The organism is Pseudomonas sp. FW300-N2A2 (assembly GCF_017351735.1).
In the GTDB taxonomy this organism is placed as follows: domain Bacteria; phylum Pseudomonadota; class Gammaproteobacteria; order Pseudomonadales; family Pseudomonadaceae; genus Aquipseudomonas; species Aquipseudomonas migulae.
Genome location: NZ_JACNDU010000001.1, coordinates 148,484 through 173,272, shown reverse-complemented (window position 1 = coordinate 173,272; position 24,789 = coordinate 148,484). Strand labels below are relative to the sequence as shown.

Sequence of the window (24,789 nt, the reverse complement as noted above, 5' to 3'; positions counted from 1 at the left end):
CGATCCGAAACATGCAAATGATTCGCATTGGTTGAACCGCGAATTCCTGCGCATGACGCCCAAAAAAACAGGAGCTGCCCGAAGCATGAATCGCCATATCCCCTCTTTCCTGAAAAAAGCCCTGCTGGCCACTGCCCTGCTGAGCGCCGGCCACGTCTACGCCGCCGATGCCGACGGTATCGTGGTCTACAACGCCCAGCACGAAAGCCTGACCAAAGCCTGGGTCGAAGGTTTTACCAAGGAAACCGGGATCAAGGTCACGATACGCAATGGCGACGACACGGAAATGGGCAATCAGATCGTGCAGGAAGGCGCGGCCTCCCCGGCTGATGTGTTCCTGACCGAAAACTCCCCGGCCATGGTGCTGGTGGACAACGCCGGTCTGTTTGCGCCAGTGGCGCCGACCACCCTGGAACAGGTCGATGCAGCCTACCGTCCGGCCCATGGCAAATGGGTCGGGATCGCCGCGCGCTCCACGGTGTTTGTCTATAACCCGGGCAAACTGCCCGAAGCCGAATTGCCGAAGTCGCTGATGGATCTCGCCGACGCCAAGTGGAAAGGCCGTTGGGCGGCCTCCCCGGCTGGTGCCGACTTCCAGGCGATTGTCGCCGCCGTGCTGGAACTCAAGGGCGAAGCCGCAACACTTGAGTGGTTGAAGGGCATGAAAAACAACTTTACCGCGTACCGGGGCAACAGCTCGGTGCTCAAAGCGGTCAACGCCGGGCAAATTGACAGCGGCGTGATTTATCACTATTACCGCTTCGGTGATCAGGCCAAGACCGGCGAGAACAGCAAGAACACCGCCCTGCACTACTTCAAGCACAAAGACCCGGGCGCGTTTGTGAGTATTTCCGGTGGCGGTGTCCTGGCGTCCAGCCAACACAAGGATCAAGCCCAGGCGTTCCTGAAGTGGGTCACCGGCAAAGACGGCCAGGCGATCCTCAAGACCGGTAACTCCTATGAATACGCTGTAGGCAAGAACGCTGAATCCAACCCCAAACTGGTGCCGCTGCAGCAGCTCGACGCGCCGAAAGTCGACGCCTCGAAACTCGACAGTAAAAAAGCCGTGGAGCTGATGACTCAGGCCGGACTGCTCTAATTGATACCTGAAACATTACCGGCGGGCGTCGCTGAGGCGATTCCCGCACCTTTACGCCGCCGCTCCCGCGGATTGTTCGTGGGTCGCGGCGGTGCGTGGGTGATCGGTTTGTCGGTGCTGGTTTCTCTGCTCGCGCTGCTGCCCATCGCCTTTGTCATCGGCGTGTCCGTGCAAACTGGCTGGTCGACCTTGCTGGCACTGGTGTTCCGGCCACGGGTTGGCGAGCTGTTGATCAATACGGTGTTGCTGGTGTTGATCACGATCCCCTTGTGCATCGCGCTGGGCGTGACACTGGCCTGGCTGACCGAGCGCAGCGATCTGCCGGGGCGACGCTGGTGGTCGTTACTGGCGACCGCGCCGCTGGCGGTTCCGGCATTCGTCCACAGCTATGCCTGGGTCAGCCTGGTGCCGCCGATTCACGGGCTGTTTGCCGGGGTTCTGGTGTCGGTCATCGCCTACTTCCCCTTCCTCTACTTGCCGATCGCGGCGACCTTGCGTCGGCTCGATCCAGCCATTGAAGATGTCGCGCAATCGATGGGGCTCAAGCCCTGGGCCGTGTTTTTTCGCGTCGTGCTGCCGCAGTTGCGCCTGGCCATTTGCGGCGGCGCCTTGCTGGTGGGGCTGCACCTGCTGGCCGAATATGGCCTGTACGCGATGATCCGCTTCGACACCTTCACCACGGCGATCTTCGATCAGTTCAAATCCACCTTCAACGGACCTGCCGCGAACATGCTGGCCAGTGTTCTCGCGCTGTGCTGCCTGGCGATGCTTACCGTTGAATCGACAGCGCGTGGCAATGCGCGTTATGCCCGCGTGGGTTCCGGAAGCGCCCGGGAGCAGCAGCTCGTGCGCCTGAAAAAGGTGCCCACCGTGCTCGCGCTGACCTTGCAGATCGTGACCTGCGCCCTCGCGCTCGGGGTGCCGTTGATCACCTTGGGCAAGTGGCTGATCGCCGGTGGTGCGGACGTCTGGCAGATGGCCGACTTGATGCCGGCACTGCAACAGACGCTGCTGCTAGGGATTGCGGGTGCGGCCCTCACCACCTGCGCGGCGATCCCGATTGCCTGGCTGTCGATCCGCTCGCCGGGACGGCTGCAACGGGTCCTCGAAAGCTGCAACTACATCACCAGCTCATTGCCGGGCATTGTGGTCGCCCTGGCCTTGGTGACCGTCACGGTACATTTCGCCCGGCCGATTTATCAGACCACGATCACCGTGCTGCTGGCGTATCTGCTGATGTTTTTACCCCGTGCGCTGGTCAGCTTGCGGGCGGGTATCGCCCAGGCGCCGGTGGAGCTGGAGAACATCGCGCGCAGTCTCGGGCGCTCGCCCGGCCGCGCACTGTGGCTGATAACCCTGCGCCTCGCCGCGCCCGGTGCAGCCGCGGGTGCCGCGCTGGTGTTTCTGGCGATCACCAATGAATTGACCGCCACCTTGCTGCTCGCGCCGAACGGCACGCGCACGCTGGCGACCGGGTTCTGGGCGTTGACCAGCGAAATCGACTACGCCGCTGCCGCGCCTTATGCCTTGCTGATGATCCTGCTGTCACTTCCGTTGACCGGGCTCCTCTATCACCAATCCAAAAAAACGGCTGGCCGATGAACGCTCTTGAACTGCATTCGATCTGCAAATCCTATGGCTCGCAACGCGCCCTGGAAAACATCAGCCTGTCGGTGCCAACGGGCAGCCGCACGGTGATCGTCGGGCCTTCCGGTTCGGGCAAAACCACCTTGTTGCGCATGATCGCCGGTTTCGAGTTTCCGGACTGGGGGCGCCTGACACTCAACGGCCAGACGTTGGTGGACGACACCCACGAAGTCCCGGCGCACCAACGCCAGATAGGTTATGTCCCGCAGGACGGCGCCCTGTTCCCGCACATGACCGTGGCTGCCAATATCGGTTTCGGCCTGTCGACCAAGGGTGCGCAAAAACAGGAGCGTATCGCTGAGCTGATGGACAGCGTGGCACTGGATTCCAGCATGGCCAATCGTTGGCCCCACGAGCTTTCCGGCGGCCAGCAACAACGTGTGGCTCTGGCGCGGGCGCTGGCGCAACAGCCACGCCTGATGTTGCTTGATGAGCCGTTTTCCGCGCTCGACACCGGATTACGAGCGGCCATGCGCAAACTGGTCGCGCGGTTGCTGGCAGACGCCGGGGTCACCACCATCCTGGTGACCCATGACCAGAGTGAGGCGCTGTCGTTTGCCGATCAACTGGCGGTCATGCGCGATGGCCAACTGGTGCAGTCAGGTCATCCACTGGACCTCTACCGCTACCCCGGTGACGAACAAACCGCGCTGTTTCTCGGCGATGCGGTGGTCATGCCCGCCAGGATCGAGGCTGGCTGGGCGCATTGTGATCTGGGGCGGATTCCGGTCAACAACCATCGCAACAACCGTTGCGCGCAGATCATGCTGCGGCCCGAGCAGCTGCAAGTGGTCGGCATCGTGCCGAGCGCGGTGGAGGCCACTGGGTGCCGCGCGGTGGTGACCGAACGGGATTTCAGCGGCAATACCTGCACCTTGACCGTGGAACTGGAGTCGCCGCCATCCGCCGAACAGCCCGGTCGCACACTCATGGTGCGCAGTTCGGGCCTCTACGCGCCACCCACCGGCAGTGCGGTGCACGTCTCGACCATCGGTCATGCCCACGTGTTGAGCGAAGCTTAAAGGTCGAAACGATCCACGGCCCGTCGCCGCTCGTTGTCATCCCGCACGTCATAGTTGGCGGTTGTCTGGATGTTGCTGTGATGGGCGAGTTTCTGCGCGATCGACAGGTCATGTTCCTCGATCACCCGGGTAATGAACGAGCGGCGAAAATCGTGGGGCATGATCTTCACCCCGACCTGCGCGCCGCGCTGGCGGGCGATGTAATAGATCGCGTGCTTGGTGATGCGCTCACGGGTGATGTGGCTGCCACGGCGAATGCGATTGAACAGGAATGGATCATCCACTTCGCCTTCCTTGAGCTGCGAGCGGCGCAGCTCCAGCCAGGCATCCAGTTTGGCGAATGCCCAGGCCGGTGCGTATTTGATCAGTTGCTTGTTACCTTTGGCGGTCACCCGCAGGCTGCGCTCGGTGAAATCCACCTGATCGAGGTCCAGGTTCACCGATTCCGACTTGCGCATGCCCGAGCCATACAGAATCCCGATGATCGCCGCGTCTCGCAAGCCCTGTGGCCGTGGGTCCGCGGCACAGACCGCCATCATTTCCTGAATCAGCGAGCGTCGCAGGTTGCGCCCCTGGGACAGCCGCGTACCGGCAATCCCCTTGACCGAGCGCATTTTCAGCAAGTGTTCCTGGCTGATCAGGCTCATGCGCCACGCTTCGTTCATCACCCCGCGCACAGCGTTGACGTACAGCGACGACGTATTCGGCGCGTAGCCATCCTCACGCAGTGCCGCGACCAGCGCGATCACATCCTCGGGCTGAAGCTCGTGCCAGGGAATTTCCTCGACGTTCATGTCTTCGAAGCCCAGACGGTCGGCGGCATCCTGCAACACATAACGCATGGTCAGTTGGCTGGACGGCGCCAGTCGCGCCAGATACACGGTCATCGGGCTCTTTGCAGCAGTTGAATCAGCAACAGGTAAGTCAATCAAAACAAAACGGCCTTGAGTGGAAACAGATCATTAAAACAACTAAGGATTGAAACATCCTTCATATAAAGCGGAACACTTCTGTAGGACCTTTCTACTAAAAACGCGATGAACGGCAGTAGTCTGAACACGGGCTTAATAGCTGTCAGAAAAACGATTCGCCGACTGGTTTTTCATGTTCCTTTCACAAAAACGCGCCTAACCTCTTATGAATACGGTGAGCCGCAAGGGGCTCCCAACCTGCCGGTCCAGGCAGGAAAAGTCAATGAAAGCGGATTGTCAGCATGATGAGTCAACTCATTGATGCAGCTTTAGATTATTCGGCTACGCTTTTATTGGATCCAATAATTATCTAGAGCCACACCACTAAGCCAACAGCCTTGAGGTGCCCATGAGTCAGGCTTTTCTCCCCTTCTCCCGCCCCAGTATCGGCGATGAAGAAATGGCTGCCGTAGAGCAAGTATTGCGCTCCGGCTGGATCACTACCGGACCGAAAAACCAGCAACTGGAAGAACACTTCGCCAACTACGTGGGCTGCCGTCATGCCGTGGCACTTTCCTCGGCGACCGGTGCTATGCACGTCACATTACTGGCCTTGGGCATTGGTCCCGGCGATGAAGTGATCACCCCGTCCCAGACCTGGGTCTCCACCGCCAACATGATCTGCCTGCTGGGCGCGACACCGGTGTTCGTCGACGTTGACCGCGACACGCTGATGAGCAACATGGAGCACATTGAAGCGGCCATCACCCCGCGCACCAGGGCAATCATTCCGGTGCATTATGCCGGCGCCGCGTTCGATCTCGACCCGCTCTATGCGTTGGCCGACAAACACGGCATCCCCGTTATTGAAGACGCCGCCCACGCCGCCGGAACCCTCTACAGAAATCGTCACGTCGGCGCGAAAGGCACGGCGATCTTCTCGTTCCACGCGATCAAGAACATGACCTGCGCCGAGGGCGCGATGTTCGTCACGGATGATGAAGCGCTGGCCAGTCGAGTGCGCATGCTCAAGTTTCACGGCCTCGGCGTCGATGCCTACGACCGCCTGACCCACGGCCGCAAACCCCAGGCCCAAGTGATCGAGCCGGGGTTCAAATACAACCTGGCCGACATCAATGCCGCCATTGCTTTGGTGCAACTGGAGCGCCTGGACCAGATCAACGCCAAGCGCACCGAACTGGCCAAGACTTACCTGCAACGGCTGGAAGGCTCACCGGTGCAACCGCTGGCGATTCCGGCCTACCCGCAGCAGCACGCCTGGCACCTGTTCATCCTGCGCATCGATGCCGAACGCTGCGGGCTGGACCGTGAGGCGTTCATGAAAGCCCTGCTGGAACAAAACATCGGCACCGGCATTCACTTCATCGCCACTCACCTGCACACCTACTACCGCCGGCGATTCCCCAACATCTACCTGCCCAACACCGAATGGAACTCGGCGCGCCTGTGTTCGATCCCGTTGTTCCCCGACATGACCCACGACGACGTCGACCGTGTGGTCAGCGCCATCGAAAACACTGTGGACAGACGCCTGTGAAACCTTATCCGATCCGTTGTGTGTCAATTGTCATCCCGGTCTACAACGAACAGGACAGCCTGCCCGAACTGCTCAGGCGCACCGAGGCGGCGTGCCAGCAATTGCACCATGACTATGAAATCGTATTGGTCGACGACGGCAGCCGCGACCACTCGGCGCAGATACTTGAAGAAGCCGCCAGTCGCGAGTGCAGCCCGGTGGTGGCGGTCATTCTCAACCGTAATTACGGCCAGCACGCGGCAATCATGGCCGGTTTCGAGCAGTGCAAGGGCGATGTCGTCATCACCCTCGATGCCGATCTGCAAAACCCGCCCGAAGAGATTCCACGGTTGGTGGCTCAGGCCGAACTCGGCTATGACGTGGTCGCCACGGTGCGCAACAACCGCCAGGACTCGGCCCTGCGCCGTTGGCCGTCGAAACTGATCAACCTCGCCGTGCAGCGCTCCACGGGCGTCGCCATGAGCGACTACGGCTGCATGCTCCGGGCTTACCGCCGGACCATTGTCGACGCCATGCTCGCCTGCCGTGAACGCAGCACGTTCATTCCGATCCTGGCCAACAGCTTTGCCCGGCACACCACGGAAATCCTGGTGACCCACGCCGAGCGCGAACACGGCGAATCGAAGTACAGCCCCATGCGCCTGGTCAATCTGATGTTCGACCTGATCACGTGCATGACCACCACGCCGCTGCGGTTGCTGAGCATCGTCGGCTTCGCCATGGCCGGACTGGGCGTGGCATTCGCCATGGCGCTGATCGTCCTGCGGCTGGTGTTCGGCGCCAGTTGGGCCGGTGACGGTACGTTCGTGCTGTTCGCCGTGCTGTTCGTGTTCACCGGCGGGCAATTCATCGGCATGGGTCTTTTGGGTGAATACCTCGGGCGCATGTACAGCGACGTTCGCGCCCGTCCGCGGTTCTTCATCGAAAAAGTCCTGCGCGGCCAGCCGGCCACCCCGGCGCCTGTGGTCACCGTCGACGGCCTCACTTCCACCTCTTCAGATCAGGTTCTCTCATGAGCGCAAAAGCTGTTGTCTTCGCCTATCACGATATTGGCTGTGCCGGCATCGAAACCCTGCTCGCCAGCGGTTACGAGATTGCCGCCGTGTTCACCCATGCCGATGATCCGCAGGAAAACGCCTTCTACGGCTCGGTTGCGCAACTGTGCGCCCGTCAGGGGATCCCGGTGCACGCGCCGGAAGACGTCAATCATCCGCTGTGGATCGAACGCATCGCCAAGCTCAACCCCGATTACCTGTTCTCGTTTTACTACCGCCACCTGCTCAGCGAACCGCTGCTGGCCACGGCCACTAAGGGCGCGTTCAACCTGCACGGTTCGTTGCTGCCGCGCTATCGCGGTCGTGCGCCGGCCAACTGGGTGCTGGTCAATGGCGAAAGCGAAACCGGCGTGACCCTGCACCGCATGGTCAAACGGGCCGATGCCGGCGCGATTCTCGCCCAGAAAAAAGTTGCGATAGAGCGCAGCGACACCGCGCTGAGCCTGCACGGCAAGTTGCGCGTGGCCGCCACCGATCTGTTGCGCGACACGCTGCCGGCGTTGCTCGCCGGGAAAGTCAGCGAGACCCCGCAGGACGAATCGAAAGCCACGGTGTTTGGTCGCCGCACGCCTGCCGACGGCAAGTTGATGTGGCAAAAACCGGCCGAAGAACTGTTCAATCTGGTACGCGCCGTGACCCAGCCTTATCCCGGCGCTTTCTGCGCGGTGGGTGAGCACAAACTGATTGTGTGGAGCGCCGAAGTCGCCCAGGGCAACGAAGGCCAGGCACCGGGCCGGGTCATCAGCGTCGATCCGCTGCGCATTGCCTGCGGCGAAGACTCGCTGGTGATCACTGCCGGTCAACGCAACGACAACGGTTTGTACCTGAGCGGCCCGCAACTGGCCAACGAACTGGGGCTGGTCGACGGTTCGGTGCTGCGCGGTGCCGAATCAGGGCGCGCGCCACGTCGCACCCGCGTGCTGATCCTCGGCGTCAACGGCTTCATCGGCAATCACTTGTCCGAACGTTTGCTGCGTGACGACCGCTACGAGGTCTACGGGCTGGATATCGGCTCGGACGCCATCGAACGCTTGCGCAGTCATCCGCATTTCCACTTCGTCGAAGGCGACATCAGCATCCATTCCGAGTGGATCGAATACCACATCAAGAAGTGCGACGTGGTCCTGCCGCTGGTGGCGATCGCCACGCCGATCGAGTACACCCGCAACCCGCTGCGCGTGTTCGAACTGGACTTTGAAGAAAACCTGAAACTGGTGCGCTACTGCGTCAAATACAACAAGCGCGTGATCTTCCCCTCGACCTCGGAAGTCTACGGCATGTGCCAGGACGCCAAATTCGACGAAGACACCTCCAACCTCGTGGTCGGGCCGATCAACAAGCAGCGCTGGATCTACTCGACCTCCAAGCAATTGCTCGACCGCGTGATCTGGGCGTACGGCCAGAAAGGCCTGAACTTCACCCTGTTTCGCCCCTTCAACTGGATGGGCCCGCGCCTCGACCGACTGGACTCGGCACGCATCGGCAGCTCACGGGCCATCACGCAACTGATCCTCAATCTGGTGGAAGGCACGCCGATTCGCCTGTTCGATGGTGGTGAGCAAAAACGCTGCTTCACCGACATCGCCGACGGTGTCGAAGCGTTGGCGCGGATCATCGATAACGACAACGATGCCTGCAACGGCCAGATCATCAACATCGGCAACCCGGACAACGAAGCCAGCATCCGTCAGTTGGGCGAGGAACTGCTGCGCCAGTTCGAAGCGCACCCGCTGCGCGACAACTTCCCGCCGTTCGCCGGCTTCCGCGACGTCGAAAGCAAGGCGTTCTACGGCACCGGTTACCAGGACGTGTCCCACCGCAAACCGAGCATCGACAACGCCAAGCGCCTTTTGGACTGGGCGCCGACCGTGCAGATGAGCGAAACCATCGGCAATACCCTGGATTTCTTCTTGCGTGAAGCGATGCTCGAAATCGCGGACAAGCACTGATGCAGGCAGGCCTCCGGATTGATGTCGACACCTACCGGGGCACTCGGGAAGGAGTGCCCCGGCTGCTGGAGATGCTCGATGAAGCCCAGGTCAAAGCGACGTTTTTCTTCAGCGTCGGGCCGGACAACATGGGGCGCCACTTGTGGCGCCTGATCCGTCCGCAGTTCCTGTGGAAGATGCTGCGCTCCAACGCCGCCGGGCTGTACGGCTGGGACATCCTGCTGGCCGGCACCGCATGGCCGGGCAAACCCATTGGCCGTGACCTCGGGCACTTGATGCGCCAGGCCCGGGATGCAGGTCATGAAGTCGGCCTGCATGCCTGGGATCACCACGGCTGGCAGGCCAATGCCGGGCGCTGGAGCGACGCACAGTTGATCGAGCAGATTCGCCAGGGCGTGGACACGCTCGGCGACATCCTCGGGCAAAAAATCGAGTGTTCGGCAGCCGCCGGTTGGCGCGCGGACGAGCGCGTGATCGAGGCCAAGCAGGCTTTCGGCTTTCGCTACAACAGCGATTGCCGTGGCCACAGCCTGTTCCAGCCGACTCTGGCCGGGGGTGGTTTGGGGGCACCGCAAATTCCGGTGGACCTGCCGACCTTCGATGAAGTGGTTGGCCCAACGGTCGCGGCCAAGGACTTCAACGGGTTCATTCTCGATCGATTCTCCTCGGAACAACTCAACGTCTATACGATCCACGCCGAAGTAGAAGGGATTCTGATGGCCAACGATTTTCGTCAACTGCTGGCCGCTGCGCGCCAGCGAGGTATCCGTTTTCAACCCTTGGGCGACCTGCTGCCCAAGGCGCCAGGCACCTTGCCGACCGGTCGCGTACTGCGCGGCACGCTCGACGGCCGTGAAGGCTGGCTGGGAGTGCAAGGTGCATGAGTAAACGCTGGGTACTTCCGCTGCTGCTGGGACTTTTCCTGCTGGGCTACCTGCTGCCAATGGGCACCCACGGTCTGTGGATTCCCGATGAAACCCGTTACGCGCAGATCAGCCAGGACATGCTCTTGAGCGGCAATTGGATCTCGCCGCATTTCATGAGCCTGCGCTATTTCGAAAAACCGGTGGCCGGGTACTGGATGATCGCCCTTGGCCAGGCACTGTTTGGCGACAATCTGTTCGGGGTGCGGATTGCTTCGGCCATCAGTACCGGGCTCAGTGTGATGTTGTGTTACTTGATCGCTCGCCGGCTGTGGAACGAGCCACGCAAAAGCTTTGCCTGCGCGTTGCTGTACATGAGTTTCACCGTGGTCGCCGGGCAAGCCGGCTACGCCAATCTCGATCCGCAGTTCACTTTCTGGGTCAACCTGAGCCTGGTCGCCTTGTGGTTTGCGTTGGACAGCGCCACCCGCGCCCGACGCCTGATTGCCTGGGCAACACTGGGCCTGGCCTGTGGCATGGGCTTCTTGACCAAGGGCTTTCTGGCCTGGCTGCTGCCGGTGCTGATCGCCCTGCCCTGGATGCTCTGGCAAAAACGCTGGCGTGAACTGTTGATCTACGGCCCGCTGGCAATTGCCGTGGCCATCGCCGTGAGCCTGCCCTGGGCCTTGGCGGTGCACGCGCAGGAGCCCGATTACTGGCGGTTTTTCTTCTGGCACGAGCACATCCGTCGGTTCGCCAGTGAGGACGCGCAGCATGACGCGCCGTGGTGGTTTTATTTGCCGTTGCTGGTGGCGTTCAGTCTGCCGTGGGTGGTGCTGCTGCCGTCTGCACTTCGTCAGGCATGGCAAACCCGCAGGCAGGCAAACATCGCGTTCCTGCTGTTGTGGTTACTGATGCCGCTGCTGTTTTTCAGCCTGAGCAACGGCAAGCTGCCCACCTACATCATGCCGTGCCTGTTGCCACTGGCCTTGCTGCTGGGGCATGCGCTGGCGGATCGCTTGCGGCTGGAGCAAGGCCGGGTACTGGGCCTCAATGGTTTGCTCAATCTCATGCTGGGCCTGACCACCCTCTTCACGCTGGTGTACCTGCAACTGAAAAAACCGCTGTACGACCACGAGTTGCACAACCTGGTGCTGGTGTTCATCGGCCTGATCGGCTGGATCATGGCCAACCTGCTGCAAGCGTTCCGGCCCTTGCAATGCTGGGCGGCGCCGGCCTTCGGCAGCCTGCTGCTGGTCGGGGTCTTGCCGGCGGCCATACCCGAATCGGTAGTGGCGAACAAAATGCCCGACCAGTTTGTCCTTGAGCATGCCCGGGAACTCGGCGAGACCGCCAGTTTGTTGAGTAACGATCTGGGCGCCGCTTCGGCCCTGGCCTGGCGCCTGAAACGCCCGGACGTGGCGTTGTACAACACGATAGGCGAACTGAAATATGGCCTCGCTTATCCTGACGGCATGTCGCAACGCGTCGACCCTGATCGCGTGCAACAGTGGATGCACGACGCCCGTCAGCGTGGCTCGGTAGGCGTGCTGATGCGGGTCAAGGGTGAAGACGAGCTGCGTGAAATCGACCGCTTGCCCAAGGATGGCAAACGCTATGAACAAGGCAACCTTGTGATTTTGATATTCCCTCAGGGTGCGTCATGAGCCTGTTGCTGGTATTGGCGGCCTGCCTGCTGACCTGCCTGGGCCAGATCGCCCAGAAATACGCCGTGGAGAACTGGCGCGGCAAGACGTCGGGCTGGGGCGAAAAACTGCGCTCGCCATGGCTGTGGCTGGCCCTCGCCGCGCTGGGCGCGGGTTTGCTGGTGTGGCTGCTGGTGTTGCAGCGACTTGAAGTCGGCGTCGCCTATCCGATGTTGAGCCTCAATTTTGTGCTGATCACCCTGATCGCTCGCTTTGTCTTCCACGAAACCATCGACCGCCGCCACGGGTTGGGCGTAGCGCTGGTGATCGGCGGCGTGATTTTGCTGGGGTTGAACGCATGAGCCTGCGCCGGGGCATCGCCTTCGCTCTGGGCAGCGTGCTGCTCGGCAGTGCCGCGCAGTTGGGCATGCGCTGGAGCATGACGCGCCTGCCGTCACCGGAGCACTTGCTGACCGCCAGCCTCGACCCGAGCGCCGTTGCCGTGGTGCTGACCGCCATCCTCGCTTATGCCCTGTCGATGCTCAGCTGGCTCGTGGCCCTGCGCGATGTGCCGCTGGGCCGGGCTTACTCGCTGCTGAGCATCAGCTACGCGCTGGTGTACCTGCTGGCCGCCGTCCTGCCGGTGTTCAACGAAGACTTCAGCCTTTCCAAAAGCCTCGGGGTGGCCCTGGTCATTCTGGGCGTCATCACCATCAACGCTCGACCTGCTCACGCGTCCACACTCAGGAGTGACCTATGAAAATCAGTGTATTTGGTAGCGGTTACGTCGGCCTGGTGCAGGCCGCTGTCCTGGCTGAAGTCGGCCACGACGTGGTTTGCATGGACATCGACGAGAAAAAAGTCGAGTTGCTGCAGCAAGGCCACGTGAGCATTTTCGAGCCGGGGCTGGCCAGCCTCGTGCGCGAAAGCCTGGAGGCCAAGCGGTTGCAGTTCACCACTGATGAAAAATTCGCGGTGCAACACGGTCAGGTGTTGTTCATTGCGGTGGGCACGCCGTCCCGGGACGATGGTTCAGCGGATTTGCGCTACGTGCTGTCGGTGGGTGAAGCGGTGGCCCGTCACCGCGAGCAACCGGTGATTCTGGTGGAGAAATCCACCGTCCCCGTGGGCACCGGCGATACCTTGCGCACGCACATCGACAAGTGCCTGATCAAGGTCGGCCGGTTGCTGCAGTTCGATATCGTCTCCAATCCGGAGTTCTTGAAAGAAGGTTCGGCCGTCGCCGATTGTCGGCGCCCGGACCGTATCATCATCGGTTGCGAAAACGATGACGTGCGCGATGTCATGCGCGACCTCTACGCACCGTTCAACCGCAACCATGACCGGATCATGTTCATGGACCTGCGCAGTGCCGAGCTGACCAAGTACGCCGCCAACTGCATGCTGGCGACCAAGATCAGCTTCATCAACCAGATCGCCGAACTGGCCGAACACCTCGGCGCCGACATCGAATCGGTGCGGCTGGGCATCGGCGCCGATTCGCGCATCGGCTACCACTTCATCTACCCCGGCTGCGGTTATGGCGGCTCGTGTTTCCCCAAGGACATGCGCGCCCTGATCCACAGCGCCGAGGAAGCGCATTGCTCCAGCGACCTGCTGCAAGCGGTGGAAGCCATCAACCAGCGGCAGAAACACAAGCTGTTCGAGCGCATCAACGCGTTCTACAAAGGCGATTTGCGCGGCAAGACGTTTGCTGTGTGGGGCCTGGCGTTCAAGCCCAACACCGACGACATGCGCGACGCGCCGAGTCGGGTACTCCTGGAATCGCTGTGGGCCGCCGGTGCCAGCGTGCGGGCGTTCGACCCGGAGGCGATGCAGGAAACCCAGCATTTGTATCCAGACGAAGCGAAGCTGATGCTCATGGGCACCCCGGAATCGGTGCTGGCCGGCGCTGATGCGTTGATCATCTGCACCGAATGGCAGCAGTTCAAGGCGCCGGATTTCAATCTGATCCAGCAACGATTGAAAGCGCCGGTGATATTCGATGGACGCAATCTGTATGACGCAGACCGGTTGGCGCGCAGCGGGTTTATGTACTTTCCGATGGGGCGAGGCGACTCGCGCAAGTTACCGATTCCGCATCAACAATGGCCAGTGGCTTCAGTTGTTGCGTGATTGACAGAGGCCTACTCAAAACACTGTAGGAGCCGGCTTGCCGGCGATGAGGACCTTGGACTTTGTGGTGATCTTTTGATTGCTATCGCTGGCAAGCCAGCTCCTACAGTTTGATGGTGTCAGCAAAGTTTGATTAACAAACAGGCACCTTCAAATCAACGCCCAACGCCTGGGCAAACGCCTTCACCAACGGACTGCGCACGGTGTTGTGACGCAGGATCAGATTGAACGGTGTGCTGATGTGAATGAGGTCCGGCCGCACCGCGCGAAACTGCCCTTGGGCGACCATCGACGCGGCGTAATGCTGCGGTAGAAAACCCACGAAACGCCCGGTCTTGATCAGCAGCGCCACGGCTTCCACCTGGGTCGCCGAGGCGGAAAAACTGTCGTACCGGGCAAAATTCAGTTTGTCGCGATGGATCGCGTAGCGGTGGTTGATGCACTCGTAATCCTTGAGCACATTGCTGCCGATTTCTGCGTCCGGCACCGAGAACAACGGGTGGCCGATCGCGCAGTAAACCTCCGAGCGTTCTTCATACAGCGTGTAATAGTCGAACTCTTCGCGTTTCTGATAAACCGGCACGATACCGGCCACCAGGCGTCCCTCTACGACCCCTCTTTCAATTTCATCCAGTTGTGACGCCTGAAGTTGAAACCTTACTTTCGGCGACTCTTCATTTATCCGTCTAAGCGCTGCAACTAACGGTGAATTAAGATCGGAAATAGTGTTATCAATAACGCCCACACCCAAGTCACCAATAAGTTCGTTCTGCGCCGAACTAAGCCGGTCACGAAAGTTGTCAACCGAGGCAAATAGATCAATCGATGCCTGATACACCAGGCGGCCTTCTTCGGTCAGATGAAAGCCCTCGCGACCTCGGGTGCACAAGCGCATGCCGATACGAATTTCAAGGTCGGAGATCTGTTTGCTGATGGCCGCCAGCCCCACATTCAGCTCGTTCTGCGCCGCACTGAAACCACCGGCCTCGACTACGGCCTTGAACACTTTGAGCAGTTTGAAATCCAGCCCGCTGAGGGCCAGTGGCGCCCGATGCGCCGTTTTTGGCGCCGGGTTTCCGGAATTGGAAAGTGGGGTTTCCATAATGCTTATTTACCTCTGGCGCGCTATTCAACAACCTGTGCCCAACAACAAAAACATAGCTGGCCAATAATAATGAACACAGAAAACCAGGCTTGGCAACCGCTAATAATCCCCGTACTTCAGTGCCAACTCACTGATTTCGAACTACTAAAAGCTGACACTTCGATCAGCTCTCGCAACGCTGCAACTGCCCTCTTGAAAACTGCTTAGGCCGAACCACGCCCGAATTATTTCCGGCGGGTCTTCCCGGCTCTGCGCATCAATTTCAGTTCGCTTTACCGACGAGGAAAACAACAATGTCTCAAACCACCGACCGTCTCTGGGGTGCCCGCTTCAAAAGCGGCCCATCCGAAGCCCTGGCGGCCCTGTCCCGTTGCCCTGAGCGCTACTTTCGCCTGACCCCGTATGACCTCGCCGGTTCCAAGGCCCATGCCCGTGAACTGCAGCGCGCCGGGCTGTTGAGCGAGCAGGAAACCCACACCATGCTGGCCGCGCTGGAAGGTATCGGCGCTGACTTTAAAGCCGGCAGCATCGCGCCAACGCTGGATGACGAAGACGTCCACACCTTCATCGAACGCCTGCTGACCGAGCGCCTCGGCCCATTGGGCGGCAAGCTGCGCGCCGGCCGTTCGCGCAACGACCAGACCGCCAACGACCTGCGTCTGTTCCTGCGGGACCACGTGCGCACCCTGGCCGTCGAAGTGCTGGCCTTGCAGCAAGCGCTGGTCGACCAGGCCGAACAACACATCGAAAGCATCTGCCCCGGTTTCACTCACCTGCAACAGGCGCAACCGATCGTCTTTGCTCACCACTTGCTCGCTCACGCCCAATCGATGCTGCGTGACGTGCAACGGCTGGTGGACTGGGACATCCGCACCTCGCTGTCGCCACTTGGCGCCGCCGCCATGGCCGGTTCCGCCATCGCACGCCTGCCGCAACAGTCGGCCAAAGAAATGGGTTACAGCGGCGTCTGCGAAAACTCCATCGACGCCGTGGCCAGCCGCGATCACGTGGCCGAGTTCCTGTTTATCGCCAGCATGCTCGGAATCAACATTTCCCGCCTGGCGGAAGAATTCTGCCTGTGGTCGTCGCGGCAATTTCGCTGGGTCGCACTGGACGATGCCTACGCCACCGGCAGCTCGATCATGCCGCAGAAGAAAAACCCGGACATTGCCGAGCTGGCCCGGGGCAAGGCGGGTCGCCTGATCGGCAACCTCACCGGCCTGCTCTCCACCCTGAAATCCCTGCCGCTGTCGTATAACCGCGACTTGAGCGAAGACAAGAACGGCGTGCTCGACAGCGTCGACACCTTGCTGCTGGTGCTGCCCGCCATGGCCGGGATGGTCGCGACCATGAAGGTCAACGTTGAAGAGTTGCGCCGTCAGGCACCGCTCGGGTTCACCCTCGCGACCGAAGTGGCCGACTGGCTGGCAGTGCGCGGCGTGCCGTTCAAGGAAGCCCATGAAATCACCGGCGCGCTGGTTCAGGCCTGTGAGAAACACGACATCGAGTTGTGGGAAGCCTCGCCGGCACTGTTGGCCGAGATCGATTCGCGCCTGACCCCGGAAGTACGCGACAGCCTGACGCTGGAAGCCGCCATCGCCGCCCGTAGCGGTTGGGGTGGTACGGCGCCGCAGCAGGTACGCGAGCAGATCGGCCGGTTGAAGACCGCCCTCGCCGCGCAACACGAATGGACCGAGAACTATCAGGGCTTCCGCCTCTAACAGCCTCCACGCATAACCCTGTGGGAGCTAGCCTGCTAGCGATTTGGCTCTGTCTGACAACCATTCGCTGATTGACACACCGCAATCGCTAGCAGGCTAGCTCCCACAAGGATCTGTGTTGGATTTGAAAGAACAGTTCGGAGAAACAACATGAGCCAGACTCAGGCAGAACGACTCCAGGCGGAGCGCAAACTGGCGGAAAACCAGTTCGATATCACCCAGTACGATCACGTGCCACGGCGCTATTACGGGCGGATCTTTTTCGCCACGGTCATCGTCATCGCGATCATCGGCCTGGTGCGGGCCTTCGCCGAAGGCAAGATCGAATGGTCGTACATCGGCCAGTTCCTCACGTCCCAGGCGATCATGTGGGGCTTGCTCAATACCATCGTCATGGCCGTGCTGGCGATGGGGCTGGGCATTGTGTTCGGGGTGATCACGGCGATCATGCGCATGTCGGCCAACCCGATCCTGCGCTACGTGGCGGTGACCTACACCTGGCTGTTCCGTGGCACGCCGCTGATCCTGCAACTGCTGTTGTGGTTCAACCTGGCGCTGATCTTCCCCACCATCGGCATCCCCGGCGTGTTCGAAATGGACACCGTGAGCCTGATGACGCCGTTCGTGGCCGCCCTCCTCGGCTTGAGCATCAACCAGGGCGCCTACACCGCCGAAGTGGTGCGCGCCGGCCTGCTGTCGGTGGACACCGGGCAGTACGAAGCCGCCAAGTCGATCGGCATGCCACGCCTGCAAGCGCTGCGCCGGATCATCCTGCCGCAGGCCATGCGGATCATCATTCCACCGGTCGGCAACGAGTTTATCGGCATGGTGAAAATGACCTCGTTGGCGAGCGTCATCCAGTACTCGGAGCTGCTCTACAACGCTCAGAACATCTACTACGCCAACGCCCGAGTGATGGAGCTGCTGATCGTCGCGGGTATCTGGTACCTGGCCACAGTCACCGTGCTGTCCTTTGGTCAAAGCCGTCTGGAGCGTCGTTTCGCTCGCGGCGCCGGCAAGCGTTCTTGAGGAGTTGAACATGAGAAGCATCGTCAAGGCCGTGAGCCTGAACAAGTATTACGACCATTTCCACGCCCTCAAGGACATCAACATCGAAGTCGAGCAAGGCGAAGTGCTGTGCATCATCGGCCCGTCCGGCTCCGGCAAAAGCACCTTGCTGCGTTGCGTCAACCAGCTGGAAAAGATCGACAAGGGCGGCCTGTGGGTCGACGGCGAGCTGGTGGGTTACCGCATCGTCGGCAACAAACTGCACGAGCTCAACGAGTCGCAGATCGCCCGTCAACGCCTGGCCACCGGCATGGTGTTCCAGCGTTTCAACCTGTTTCCGCACATGACTGTGCTGCAAAACATCATCGAAGGGCCGTGCCAGGTACTCAAGCGTTCGCCCAAGGAGGCGCACGAAGAAGCCTTGGAACTGCTCGCCCGCGTCGGCCTGGCCGACAAGCGCAACAGCTACCCGATCGAGCTTTCGGGTGGTCAGCAACAACGTGTCGCCATTGCTCGCGCATTGGCCATGCGGCCCAAGCTGATGCTGTTCGATGAACCCACTTCGGCACTCGACCCGGAACTGGTCGGTGAGGTGCTGTCGGTGATGCGCGATCTCGCGCAATCCGGCATGACCATGATCGTCGTCACCCATGAACTGGGCTTCGCTCGCGAAGTATCCAACCGCATGGTGTTCATGGACGGCGGGCAGATCGTGGAGGCAGGAAGCCCCGAAGAAATACTAATAAGTCCGCAAAACCCGCGCACCCAAAGCTTCATTTCTGCCGTTCGAACCTAAGCGCCGGCTGGCGTAACAACACACATAAGAGAACGACCATGAAGAACATCGTAATCCCAGCAGTACTCGCAGGCCTGATGGCATCCAGCGTCAGCTTCGCCGCCGAATTGCCGGCCAGCATCAAGGAAAAAGGCGAGATCGTCGTCGCGATCATGCCGAACTACCCGCCGATGGATTTCAAGGACCCGGCCACCAATACCCTCACCGGTGTGGACGTTGATCTGGGCAACGCCCTGGCCGAACGTCTGGGCGTGAAGATCAAATGGCAGGAAACCGGCTTCGAGCAAATGATCAACGCCCTGACCACCGACCGCGTCGACATGGTGCTGTCGGGCATGACCGACACCAAAGAGCGTCAGGCCAGCGTGACCTTCGTCGACTACTTCACCAGCGGTCCGCAGTTCTACACCCTGCAGAAGAACAAGGACTTCAACGAAATCACCGACCTGTGCGGCAAGAAAGTCGGCACCAGCCGCCGGACCACGTTCCCGGCGGAAATCGCTGAATACAGCAAGGCCAACTGCGAAGCCGCCGGCAAACCGGCCATCGTGGTGATCGGCACCGAAGGCTCGGCGGATGCCCGTGCGCAACTGCGTCAGAGCCGTATCGATGCAGCGATGCAAGGCAGCGAGACCTTGTCGTACCTGAAGACTCAGGAAAAGGACATGTACAAAACGGTCGGCCAGCCGATTTCCGTGCAGTTCTCCGGCATGGGCCTGAGCAACAAAAAGCCTGAGCTGAGCGAAGCGGTGAAGGTTGCGTTGCAGAGCATGATCGATGACGGCAGCTATCAGACCATCCTGAAAAAATGGGACCTGGAGCTGGGCGCAATCAAGACGGCAACCATCAACGCCGGCAAGTAATGCTTGCCCTGTAGGAGCCAGCTTGCTGGCGATAGCGGTGGATCAGTCGCTATGAATGTTGACTGACACACCGCCATCGCCGGCAAGCCGGCTCCTACAGGTTTGGTTGCGTTTCGACTATTGAGAACGGAGCACCAACGATGTCGTCCTCCCCAACCTGGCCCGACCAGCACAAGGCCTGCCTTGCCCTGGCCTTCGACCTCGACGGCCCTACCGGCGATGCGATGCTCAACGGCTCGATCTGGCACAAGCCCGAGTACTTCGGTTTTGGTGGTTACGGCCCTTACCGGGCGCTGCCACGGATTCTCGACCTGCTCGACGAATTCCGCATCCCGACTACGTTTTTCGTTCCGGCCTGGGTCGTGGAGAACTGGCCGAAACAGTGCCAGGCGATTGTCGAGCGCGGGCATGAAGTGGCGTACCACGGCTACAAACACGAATCCTTTTACGCCCTGACGCTGGACCAGCAAAAGGACGTAATGAAGAAATCCCGCGAGGTGTTCTGGAAACACCTGAACATCCGCGCCGAAGGTTTCCGCACGCCGTCCGGCGACTGGCGCGCCGAGACCCCGGCGATGCTGGTGGAAGCCGGCGTGACCTACTCCAGCAGCATGCGCGGCGACGACCGGCCGTACCTGGTGAACGTGCCGGGGTTCGACACGCCACTGGTGGAAATCCCCGGTCGCTGGGAAATGGACGACTACGCCTCCCTCGCCTACACCCGCGCGCCGGACTTTCCTTCGGGACTGGACCGCACGGCCAGCTACGAGCTGACTCTGGACAACTGGTGCCGCGAGTACGACGGCGCCATGAATGAAGGGTTGTGCCTGACCACCCTGTTCCACCCCAAGATCACCGGCAAACCGGGACGCATCCTGTTGCTGGAAAAACTGTTCGAACACATGCGTCAGCGCGACGACGTGTGGTTTGCCACTTGCCGCGACGTCGCCCAGTGGTGGCTGAAGGAGCATCACCATGGCTGATTCCATCGTCTGGCCCGACGGCTATCGCTGCGCGGTGGTGCTGACCGTCGATTACAACGACATTCACGGGATTCTCACCCAGGCGCCGGAAGTCGCCGGGCGCGACAAGACACTCTCTGTATGGCGTTATGGCAGTCAGCGCGGCGTCGAGCGTCTGCTGGGTTTGTTCAAGGAGCTGGGGGTTCGCAGCAGCTGGTTTGTCCCCGGCATCGTCGCCGAAGAAAACCCCGAACACCTTCAGGCGATTCAGGCCGGTGGGCATGAAATTGCCTGCGCCGGGTATCGCCATCAAAACTACGACACCCTCGATCTGGCGCAGCAGAGCGCCGAAATTGCCGCCGGCTGCGAGGCTCTGCAAGCATTGACCGGCCAGCGCCCGACGGGGTTTCGCATCCCCGCCGGCAATGGCGCGCCGGGGTTCATCGAGGCGCTGAGGGATCAGGGCATTCATTGGTCATCCTCGTGGCGCGGCGATGATTTGCCGTTCGCGCATCCCACAGCGCCGCAGGTGATCGAACTGCCCTTGCACTACGAGCTGGAAGACGAACCCTACTTCGCGTTCAACCTGAGCCCGGCGGTGCCGCCGGCGCAATCGCGGATCGCCTCCTACAGCCACACCCTGGGCAACCTGCAAATGGACTTCGCCGGGTTTCACCGCTTCGGGCTGTGTTACGTGCTGCGTTTGCACCCGGAAATCATTGCCACGCCGGGACGGATCGGCGTGTTGCGCGAATTGCTGCAGGGCATTCAGCAACACAACGATGTGTGGATCGCCACCGGAGCCGAAGTCGCTCAGTGGTGGGCCGATTCCGCGACGCCTGTGACCGAGGATCACCCGGCATCAGTGTACGAACGGCATTATCGGGACTACCTCCTATGACCGAGCGTTTGCAACGACTGGCGCAGTTTTGCGTCGACACACGATTTGAAGACTTGCCCCCGGCACTGGTTGCACAAGCCAAACGGCACATTCTCGACACCTTTGGCGCGACGCTGGCCGGGGCTGATAGCGATGTGGCGAAACAGGCGCGCCTGGTGTTCGCGGGCGAAACCGGCGGCACGCTGGTCTGGGGCGCGGACCTGCGGGTCGGCGCCGCTCAGGCTGCAATGCTCAACGGCGTCGCCGCACATGCGCTGGAACTGGATGACACCGGTGGCTGTGACCATTCCGGCGCGGTGGTGCTGCCGGCGGTGATGGCCGCTGTTTCGATGTCCACGCGGCCGGTCAGTGGTCGCGAGTTCATCACGGCGGTGGTCATCGGTTACGAAGTCGGCCGCCGCGTGCTCGAAGCCTGTGGTGGTTATTCGGCGCACAACGGCGCCGGCTGGCATTCCACCGCTACCTGCGGCGTGTTTGGCGCGGCGGCGGCAAGTGCACGCATCCTGGGTTTGAACGCCGGACAAATGCTCTCGGCACTGGGCATTGCCGGCAGTTTCAGCGGCGGCTTGTGGGCCTTCATCCACGACGGCTCGCAGAGTAAAAAACTGCACAGCGGGCGCGCCGCCGAAGGTGGATTGCTGGCGGCACGGTTTGCACAGCAAGGCATCACCGGGCCGTCGAAGCTGTTCGATGATGTCTGGGGCGGTTTCCTGAAAACCCTGGCCGGGGCGTCTTCACAACCTGAAGCACTGGATGCCGACCTGGGCGTCGTGTGGAAGCTTGCCCGCTGTTCGATCAAGCCGTACGCCTCGTGCCGTGGCACGCATTCGGCCATCGACGCGTTGGGGTTGTTGCTGGATCAACTGCAGGTGGATGTCGATCAGGTTGAAGACCTTGAGGTTTCGCTGTGCGGGTTTCTGCAGGACATGTGCGGCGCTCAGGAAGTGAGCAGCCTCGCGGCGGCGCAGATGAGTTTGCCGTACGCCCTCGCCGCACGCCTGGTGCATGGGCATTGCCGGCTGGAGGCGTATGACGAGGAGCAACGGCGTGTTCCGAAGATTGCGCTGTGGATGTCGCGCATTCGTCTTGTAGTGGACCCGCAACTGTCAGAGGATGGCGAGCCCGTGGTGAGCGTGCGGACGGTGGACGGTCGGCAGGCGAGCCTGTGCGTCGACCCGCCACTGGGTGCGCCGGGTAATCCGTTGAGTGATGAAGCGTTGGAACAGAAGTTTTTCAGCCTGGCGGTGCGGGTGATGCCGAGGTCGCAGGCAGAGGAACTGATCGGGCAGTTGTGGCGGTTGGAACAGCTGGAATCGGTTGCTGTGCTGGATCGGTGGCTGACTTGAGTAATGCGGTGACTGATCTGACCCAATCGCGAGCAGGCTCGCTCCCACCTTTGAAATGCATTTCCCTGTGGGAGCGAGCCTGCTCGCGATTGGGCGCGACACGGTACACCGTCGAACACCCTGAAATCTGAATAAGGACATTTGCCCCACCGTGGCCACTTACTCGCTTGTTATCCGCCGGTTGATGATCGTATCGCTGACCATCGTCGTCAGCCGCGCCATCACCAGCCCGTTGCTCACGTTGTTCCTGAGCAACAAACTGGGCCTCAACCAACAGGACGTTGGCTTGCTGCTGGGCATCGCGGTGTTCATCGCCACCCTGCTCGCACTCTACGGCGGCTACATCATCGACCGCCTCGAAAAGCGCCGGTTGCTGATCCTCGCCATGCTCTCCAGCGCCATCGGTTTCGTGCTGCTGACCTTCGCCGAAAACCTCTACTTGACCACCCTGACCCTGGTGATCACCGAAACCGCTTCGGCGCTGTTCCTGATTGGCTCGAAGGCGATCCTCAGCGAAAACCTGCCCATGGGCCAGCGTGCCAAGGCCTTTTCCCTGCGCTACACCCTGACCAACATCGGTTACGCCACGGGGCCGATGCTCGGCGTGGTCATCGCCGGTGTCTACCCGATTGCGCCATTCCTGATTGCCGGCGGCATTGCGTTTTTCAGCATCTTTTTGATGAGCGGGATCCCGAAAGATTCGAGCCAGACACCGGCGATTGGGCAGCCGCAAAGCTTTCTGAAAACCCTGATCACCCTGAAAAACGACCGCACGCTGATCATGTTCACTTGCGGCTGTCTGCTCAGCACCGTGGTCCATGGGCGCTTCACCCTGTACCTGTCGCAATACCTGTTGGTGACCCAGGACTCCAAACGCGCCCTGGAAACCATGGCCGCCCTGCTCGCCTGCAACGCCATCAGCGTGATCCTGCTGCAATACCAGATCGGCCGTTTCCTCAAGCGTGAACAACTGCGCTACTGGATTGCCGGTGGCACCAGCCTGTTCATCCTCGGCCTGATCGGCTTCAGCCTGGCGGATAGCCTGGTGTCGTGGTGCATCGCGATGTTCATCTTCACCCTCGGCGAAATGATCATTTACCCCGCCGAATTCCTGTTCGTCGACACCCTGGCCCCGGAAGAGCTGCGCGGCAGTTACTACGGCGCACAAAACCTGGCGGCCCTGGGCGGTGCCCTGAGCCCGGTGATTTGCGGTTTCCTGTTGATGCACACCCCGGCGCCGACGATGTTTTATGCCCTGAGCGCGCTGACCGCCATGGGCGGTTTCCTGTGTTTCATGAGCGGACGCCGGGTGGCTTTACAGCAAAATTAATGCACTGAAACTGCATTAATATGAATTTGTCTCCGTCTGGAATGAGCGGCACACTGTGCCTCGTTCCTCCCCCAATAGTTGGAACGACTTCAAGGGCTTTCTGGGTATCCCAGCTAAGCCTTTTTTTTGCCTAGACTTTTGCAACGGACCGTTCACCTCATGTTTGCTCGCTGGTTCCCCGCCGCCATCAATACTCGACCTTCTGAATGGAGCCGCGCCGCCATCGGCATGGCCCTCGGTACGATGTTCAGCGTCTGGCTGTGCTCACAGGCTTTCGGCATCGAAGTGGCGCAGCACCTGATCGGTCCGCTGGGCGCCTCGGCAGTGCTGTTGTTCGCGGTGTCCTCCGGCGCATTGGCGCAACCCTGGTCGATTCTCGGCGGTTACTTGAGCGCAGGGGTGATCGCATTGTTGGTCGCCCACGTGCTCGGACGAACCCTTGGCAGTGCTTGCCTGGCCGCAGGCATGTCACTGATCCTGATGTGCTGGCTGCGTTGCCTGCATCCGCCGGCCGGAGCCTTGGCGTTGCTGCTGGTATTGGCAGACCCGGCGACCATAGCGCTGGACTGGAAAGCCCTCGGCCCGGTAATGCTCGGCGCCTCGACGATGTTGCTCAGCGCGCTGGCGTACAACAACCTGACGCGCATTCGTTACCCAAGACGCGCCAGTGAACCGGTGGCGATGGTGCCAGCCGATCACCCGCCCATAGACAGCCAGGCGATCACTGCCCAGGACCTGAAACGGGCGCTGGCGGACATGGAAGCTTTCTTTGACGTCACGCCGGAAGACCTTGAGCAGTTGATTCAAGCCAGTGAGTTGCATGCCAAACGGCGCAGTATCACTGAAGTCCTTAGCCGCAGAACCTGACACC

The 24,789-nt window shown here is 60.9% G+C and carries 22 protein-coding genes; 20 read left to right on the top strand and 2 right to left on the bottom strand.

Annotated elements, in window-relative coordinates; genetic code table 11:
• The first annotated feature begins 85 nt into the window (after positions 1-85).
• The 3 genes from J4E42_RS00660 to J4E42_RS00650 are packed head-to-tail and all read left to right on the top strand — an operon-like array spanning position 86 to position 3,768.
• Positions 86-1,099 carry an iron ABC transporter substrate-binding protein gene (locus J4E42_RS00660; protein WP_008026448.1) on the top strand — a complete coding sequence of 338 codons (1,014 nt, stop codon included), beginning with the start codon at positions 86-88 and terminating at the stop codon, positions 1,097-1,099.
• A gap of 3 nt (positions 1,100-1,102) precedes the next feature.
• Positions 1,103-2,701 carry an iron ABC transporter permease gene (locus tag J4E42_RS00655; RefSeq protein WP_207284626.1) on the top strand — a complete coding sequence of 533 codons (1,599 nt, stop codon included), beginning with the start codon at positions 1,103-1,105 and terminating at the stop codon, positions 2,699-2,701.
• Positions 2,698-3,768, top strand: coding sequence for an ABC transporter ATP-binding protein (locus J4E42_RS00650; RefSeq protein WP_207284299.1), 1,071 nt, complete (start codon positions 2,698-2,700; stop codon positions 3,766-3,768). Before J4E42_RS00655 ends, J4E42_RS00650 begins: the two co-directional genes overlap by 4 nt.
• On the opposite strand, the gene xerC is transcribed toward J4E42_RS00650, so the two are convergent.
• Complete coding sequence (gene xerC / locus J4E42_RS00645) at positions 3,765-4,655, bottom strand: tyrosine recombinase XerC (protein WP_008038408.1); 891 nt, start codon at positions 4,653-4,655, stop codon at positions 3,765-3,767. The genes J4E42_RS00650 and xerC overlap by 4 nt on opposite strands.
• Positions 4,656-5,088: 433 nt before the next feature.
• On the opposite strand from xerC, the gene arnB reads away from it, so the two are divergent.
• From arnB to J4E42_RS00605, 8 genes are read left to right on the top strand one after another with little or no spacing between them, the layout of a single operon-like run.
• Positions 5,089-6,237, top strand: a complete 1,149-nt coding sequence (arnB, locus tag J4E42_RS00640) for a UDP-4-amino-4-deoxy-L-arabinose aminotransferase (RefSeq protein WP_207284298.1) — start codon at positions 5,089-5,091, stop codon at positions 6,235-6,237.
• Positions 6,234-7,253, top strand: coding sequence for an undecaprenyl-phosphate 4-deoxy-4-formamido-L-arabinose transferase (gene arnC / locus J4E42_RS00635; protein ID WP_008026458.1), 1,020 nt, complete (start codon positions 6,234-6,236; stop codon positions 7,251-7,253). Before arnB ends, arnC begins: the two co-directional genes overlap by 4 nt.
• On the top strand, positions 7,250-9,241 hold the full coding sequence (gene arnA / locus J4E42_RS00630; RefSeq protein ID WP_207284297.1) for a bifunctional UDP-4-amino-4-deoxy-L-arabinose formyltransferase/UDP-glucuronic acid oxidase ArnA: 1,992 nt from the start codon (positions 7,250-7,252) through the stop codon (positions 9,239-9,241). The genes arnC and arnA overlap by 4 nt, the downstream gene beginning before the upstream one ends.
• The gene (gene arnD / locus J4E42_RS00625) at positions 9,241-10,125 is read left to right on the top strand and encodes a 4-deoxy-4-formamido-L-arabinose-phosphoundecaprenol deformylase (RefSeq protein ID WP_207284296.1); all 885 of its coding nucleotides are present in this window, start codon (positions 9,241-9,243) and stop codon (positions 10,123-10,125) included. The genes arnA and arnD overlap by 1 nt, the downstream gene beginning before the upstream one ends.
• Complete coding sequence (gene arnT / locus J4E42_RS00620) at positions 10,122-11,771, top strand: lipid IV(A) 4-amino-4-deoxy-L-arabinosyltransferase (RefSeq protein WP_207284295.1); 1,650 nt, start codon at positions 10,122-10,124, stop codon at positions 11,769-11,771. Before arnD ends, arnT begins: the two co-directional genes overlap by 4 nt.
• Positions 11,768-12,112 (top strand): 4-amino-4-deoxy-L-arabinose-phosphoundecaprenol flippase subunit ArnE, encoded by a 345-nt coding sequence (arnE, locus tag J4E42_RS00615; RefSeq protein ID WP_008026468.1) that lies wholly within the window; start codon positions 11,768-11,770, stop codon positions 12,110-12,112. The genes arnT and arnE overlap by 4 nt, the downstream gene beginning before the upstream one ends.
• Positions 12,109-12,510: a 4-amino-4-deoxy-L-arabinose-phosphoundecaprenol flippase subunit ArnF gene (gene arnF, locus J4E42_RS00610; RefSeq protein WP_207284294.1), complete on the top strand. Its 402-nt coding sequence runs from the start codon at positions 12,109-12,111 to the stop codon at positions 12,508-12,510. Before arnE ends, arnF begins: the two co-directional genes overlap by 4 nt.
• Positions 12,507-13,886, top strand: coding sequence for a UDP-glucose/GDP-mannose dehydrogenase family protein (locus J4E42_RS00605; RefSeq protein ID WP_008038398.1), 1,380 nt, complete (start codon positions 12,507-12,509; stop codon positions 13,884-13,886). Before arnF ends, J4E42_RS00605 begins: the two co-directional genes overlap by 4 nt.
• A gap of 133 nt (positions 13,887-14,019) precedes the next feature.
• Here J4E42_RS00605 and J4E42_RS00600 read toward each other — a convergent pair whose 3' ends face one another.
• A complete protein-coding gene (locus J4E42_RS00600) occupies positions 14,020-14,988 on the bottom strand; it encodes a LysR family transcriptional regulator (protein WP_008038396.1) in 969 nt (322 codons plus the stop codon).
• Positions 14,989-15,284: 296 nt separating this feature from the next.
• Between J4E42_RS00600 and argH the strand changes: the two genes are divergently transcribed.
• From argH to J4E42_RS00555, 9 genes are all read left to right on the top strand, one after another.
• Positions 15,285-16,712 carry an argininosuccinate lyase gene (argH, locus tag J4E42_RS00595; protein ID WP_192227226.1) on the top strand — a complete coding sequence of 476 codons (1,428 nt, stop codon included), beginning with the start codon at positions 15,285-15,287 and terminating at the stop codon, positions 16,710-16,712.
• Between the two features lie 150 nt (positions 16,713-16,862).
• Positions 16,863-17,741, top strand: coding sequence for an amino acid ABC transporter permease (locus J4E42_RS00590; protein WP_008026479.1), 879 nt, complete (start codon positions 16,863-16,865; stop codon positions 17,739-17,741).
• Positions 17,742-17,751: 10 nt separating this feature from the next.
• Positions 17,752-18,516, top strand: coding sequence for an amino acid ABC transporter ATP-binding protein (locus J4E42_RS00585; RefSeq protein WP_008026481.1), 765 nt, complete (start codon positions 17,752-17,754; stop codon positions 18,514-18,516).
• A gap of 38 nt (positions 18,517-18,554) precedes the next feature.
• Entirely contained in the window at positions 18,555-19,379 is an 825-nt protein-coding gene (locus J4E42_RS00580) for an ABC transporter substrate-binding protein (protein WP_008026483.1), read from the top strand.
• 140 nt (positions 19,380-19,519) lie between these two features.
• The gene (locus tag J4E42_RS00575; protein ID WP_008038392.1) at positions 19,520-20,362 is read left to right on the top strand and encodes a polysaccharide deacetylase; all 843 of its coding nucleotides are present in this window, start codon (positions 19,520-19,522) and stop codon (positions 20,360-20,362) included.
• Positions 20,355-21,242: a polysaccharide deacetylase gene (locus J4E42_RS00570; RefSeq protein ID WP_207284293.1), complete on the top strand. Its 888-nt coding sequence runs from the start codon at positions 20,355-20,357 to the stop codon at positions 21,240-21,242. Before J4E42_RS00575 ends, J4E42_RS00570 begins: the two co-directional genes overlap by 8 nt.
• Positions 21,239-22,588 (top strand): MmgE/PrpD family protein, encoded by a 1,350-nt coding sequence (locus J4E42_RS00565; RefSeq protein WP_207284292.1) that lies wholly within the window; start codon positions 21,239-21,241, stop codon positions 22,586-22,588. Before J4E42_RS00570 ends, J4E42_RS00565 begins: the two co-directional genes overlap by 4 nt.
• Before the next feature lie 151 nt (positions 22,589-22,739).
• On the top strand, positions 22,740-23,918 hold the full coding sequence (locus tag J4E42_RS00560) for an MFS transporter (protein ID WP_008026490.1): 1,179 nt from the start codon (positions 22,740-22,742) through the stop codon (positions 23,916-23,918).
• A gap of 159 nt (positions 23,919-24,077) precedes the next feature.
• Positions 24,078-24,785 carry an HPP family protein gene (locus J4E42_RS00555; protein ID WP_207284291.1) on the top strand — a complete coding sequence of 236 codons (708 nt, stop codon included), beginning with the start codon at positions 24,078-24,080 and terminating at the stop codon, positions 24,783-24,785.
• The last annotated feature ends 4 nt before the right edge of the window (positions 24,786-24,789 follow it).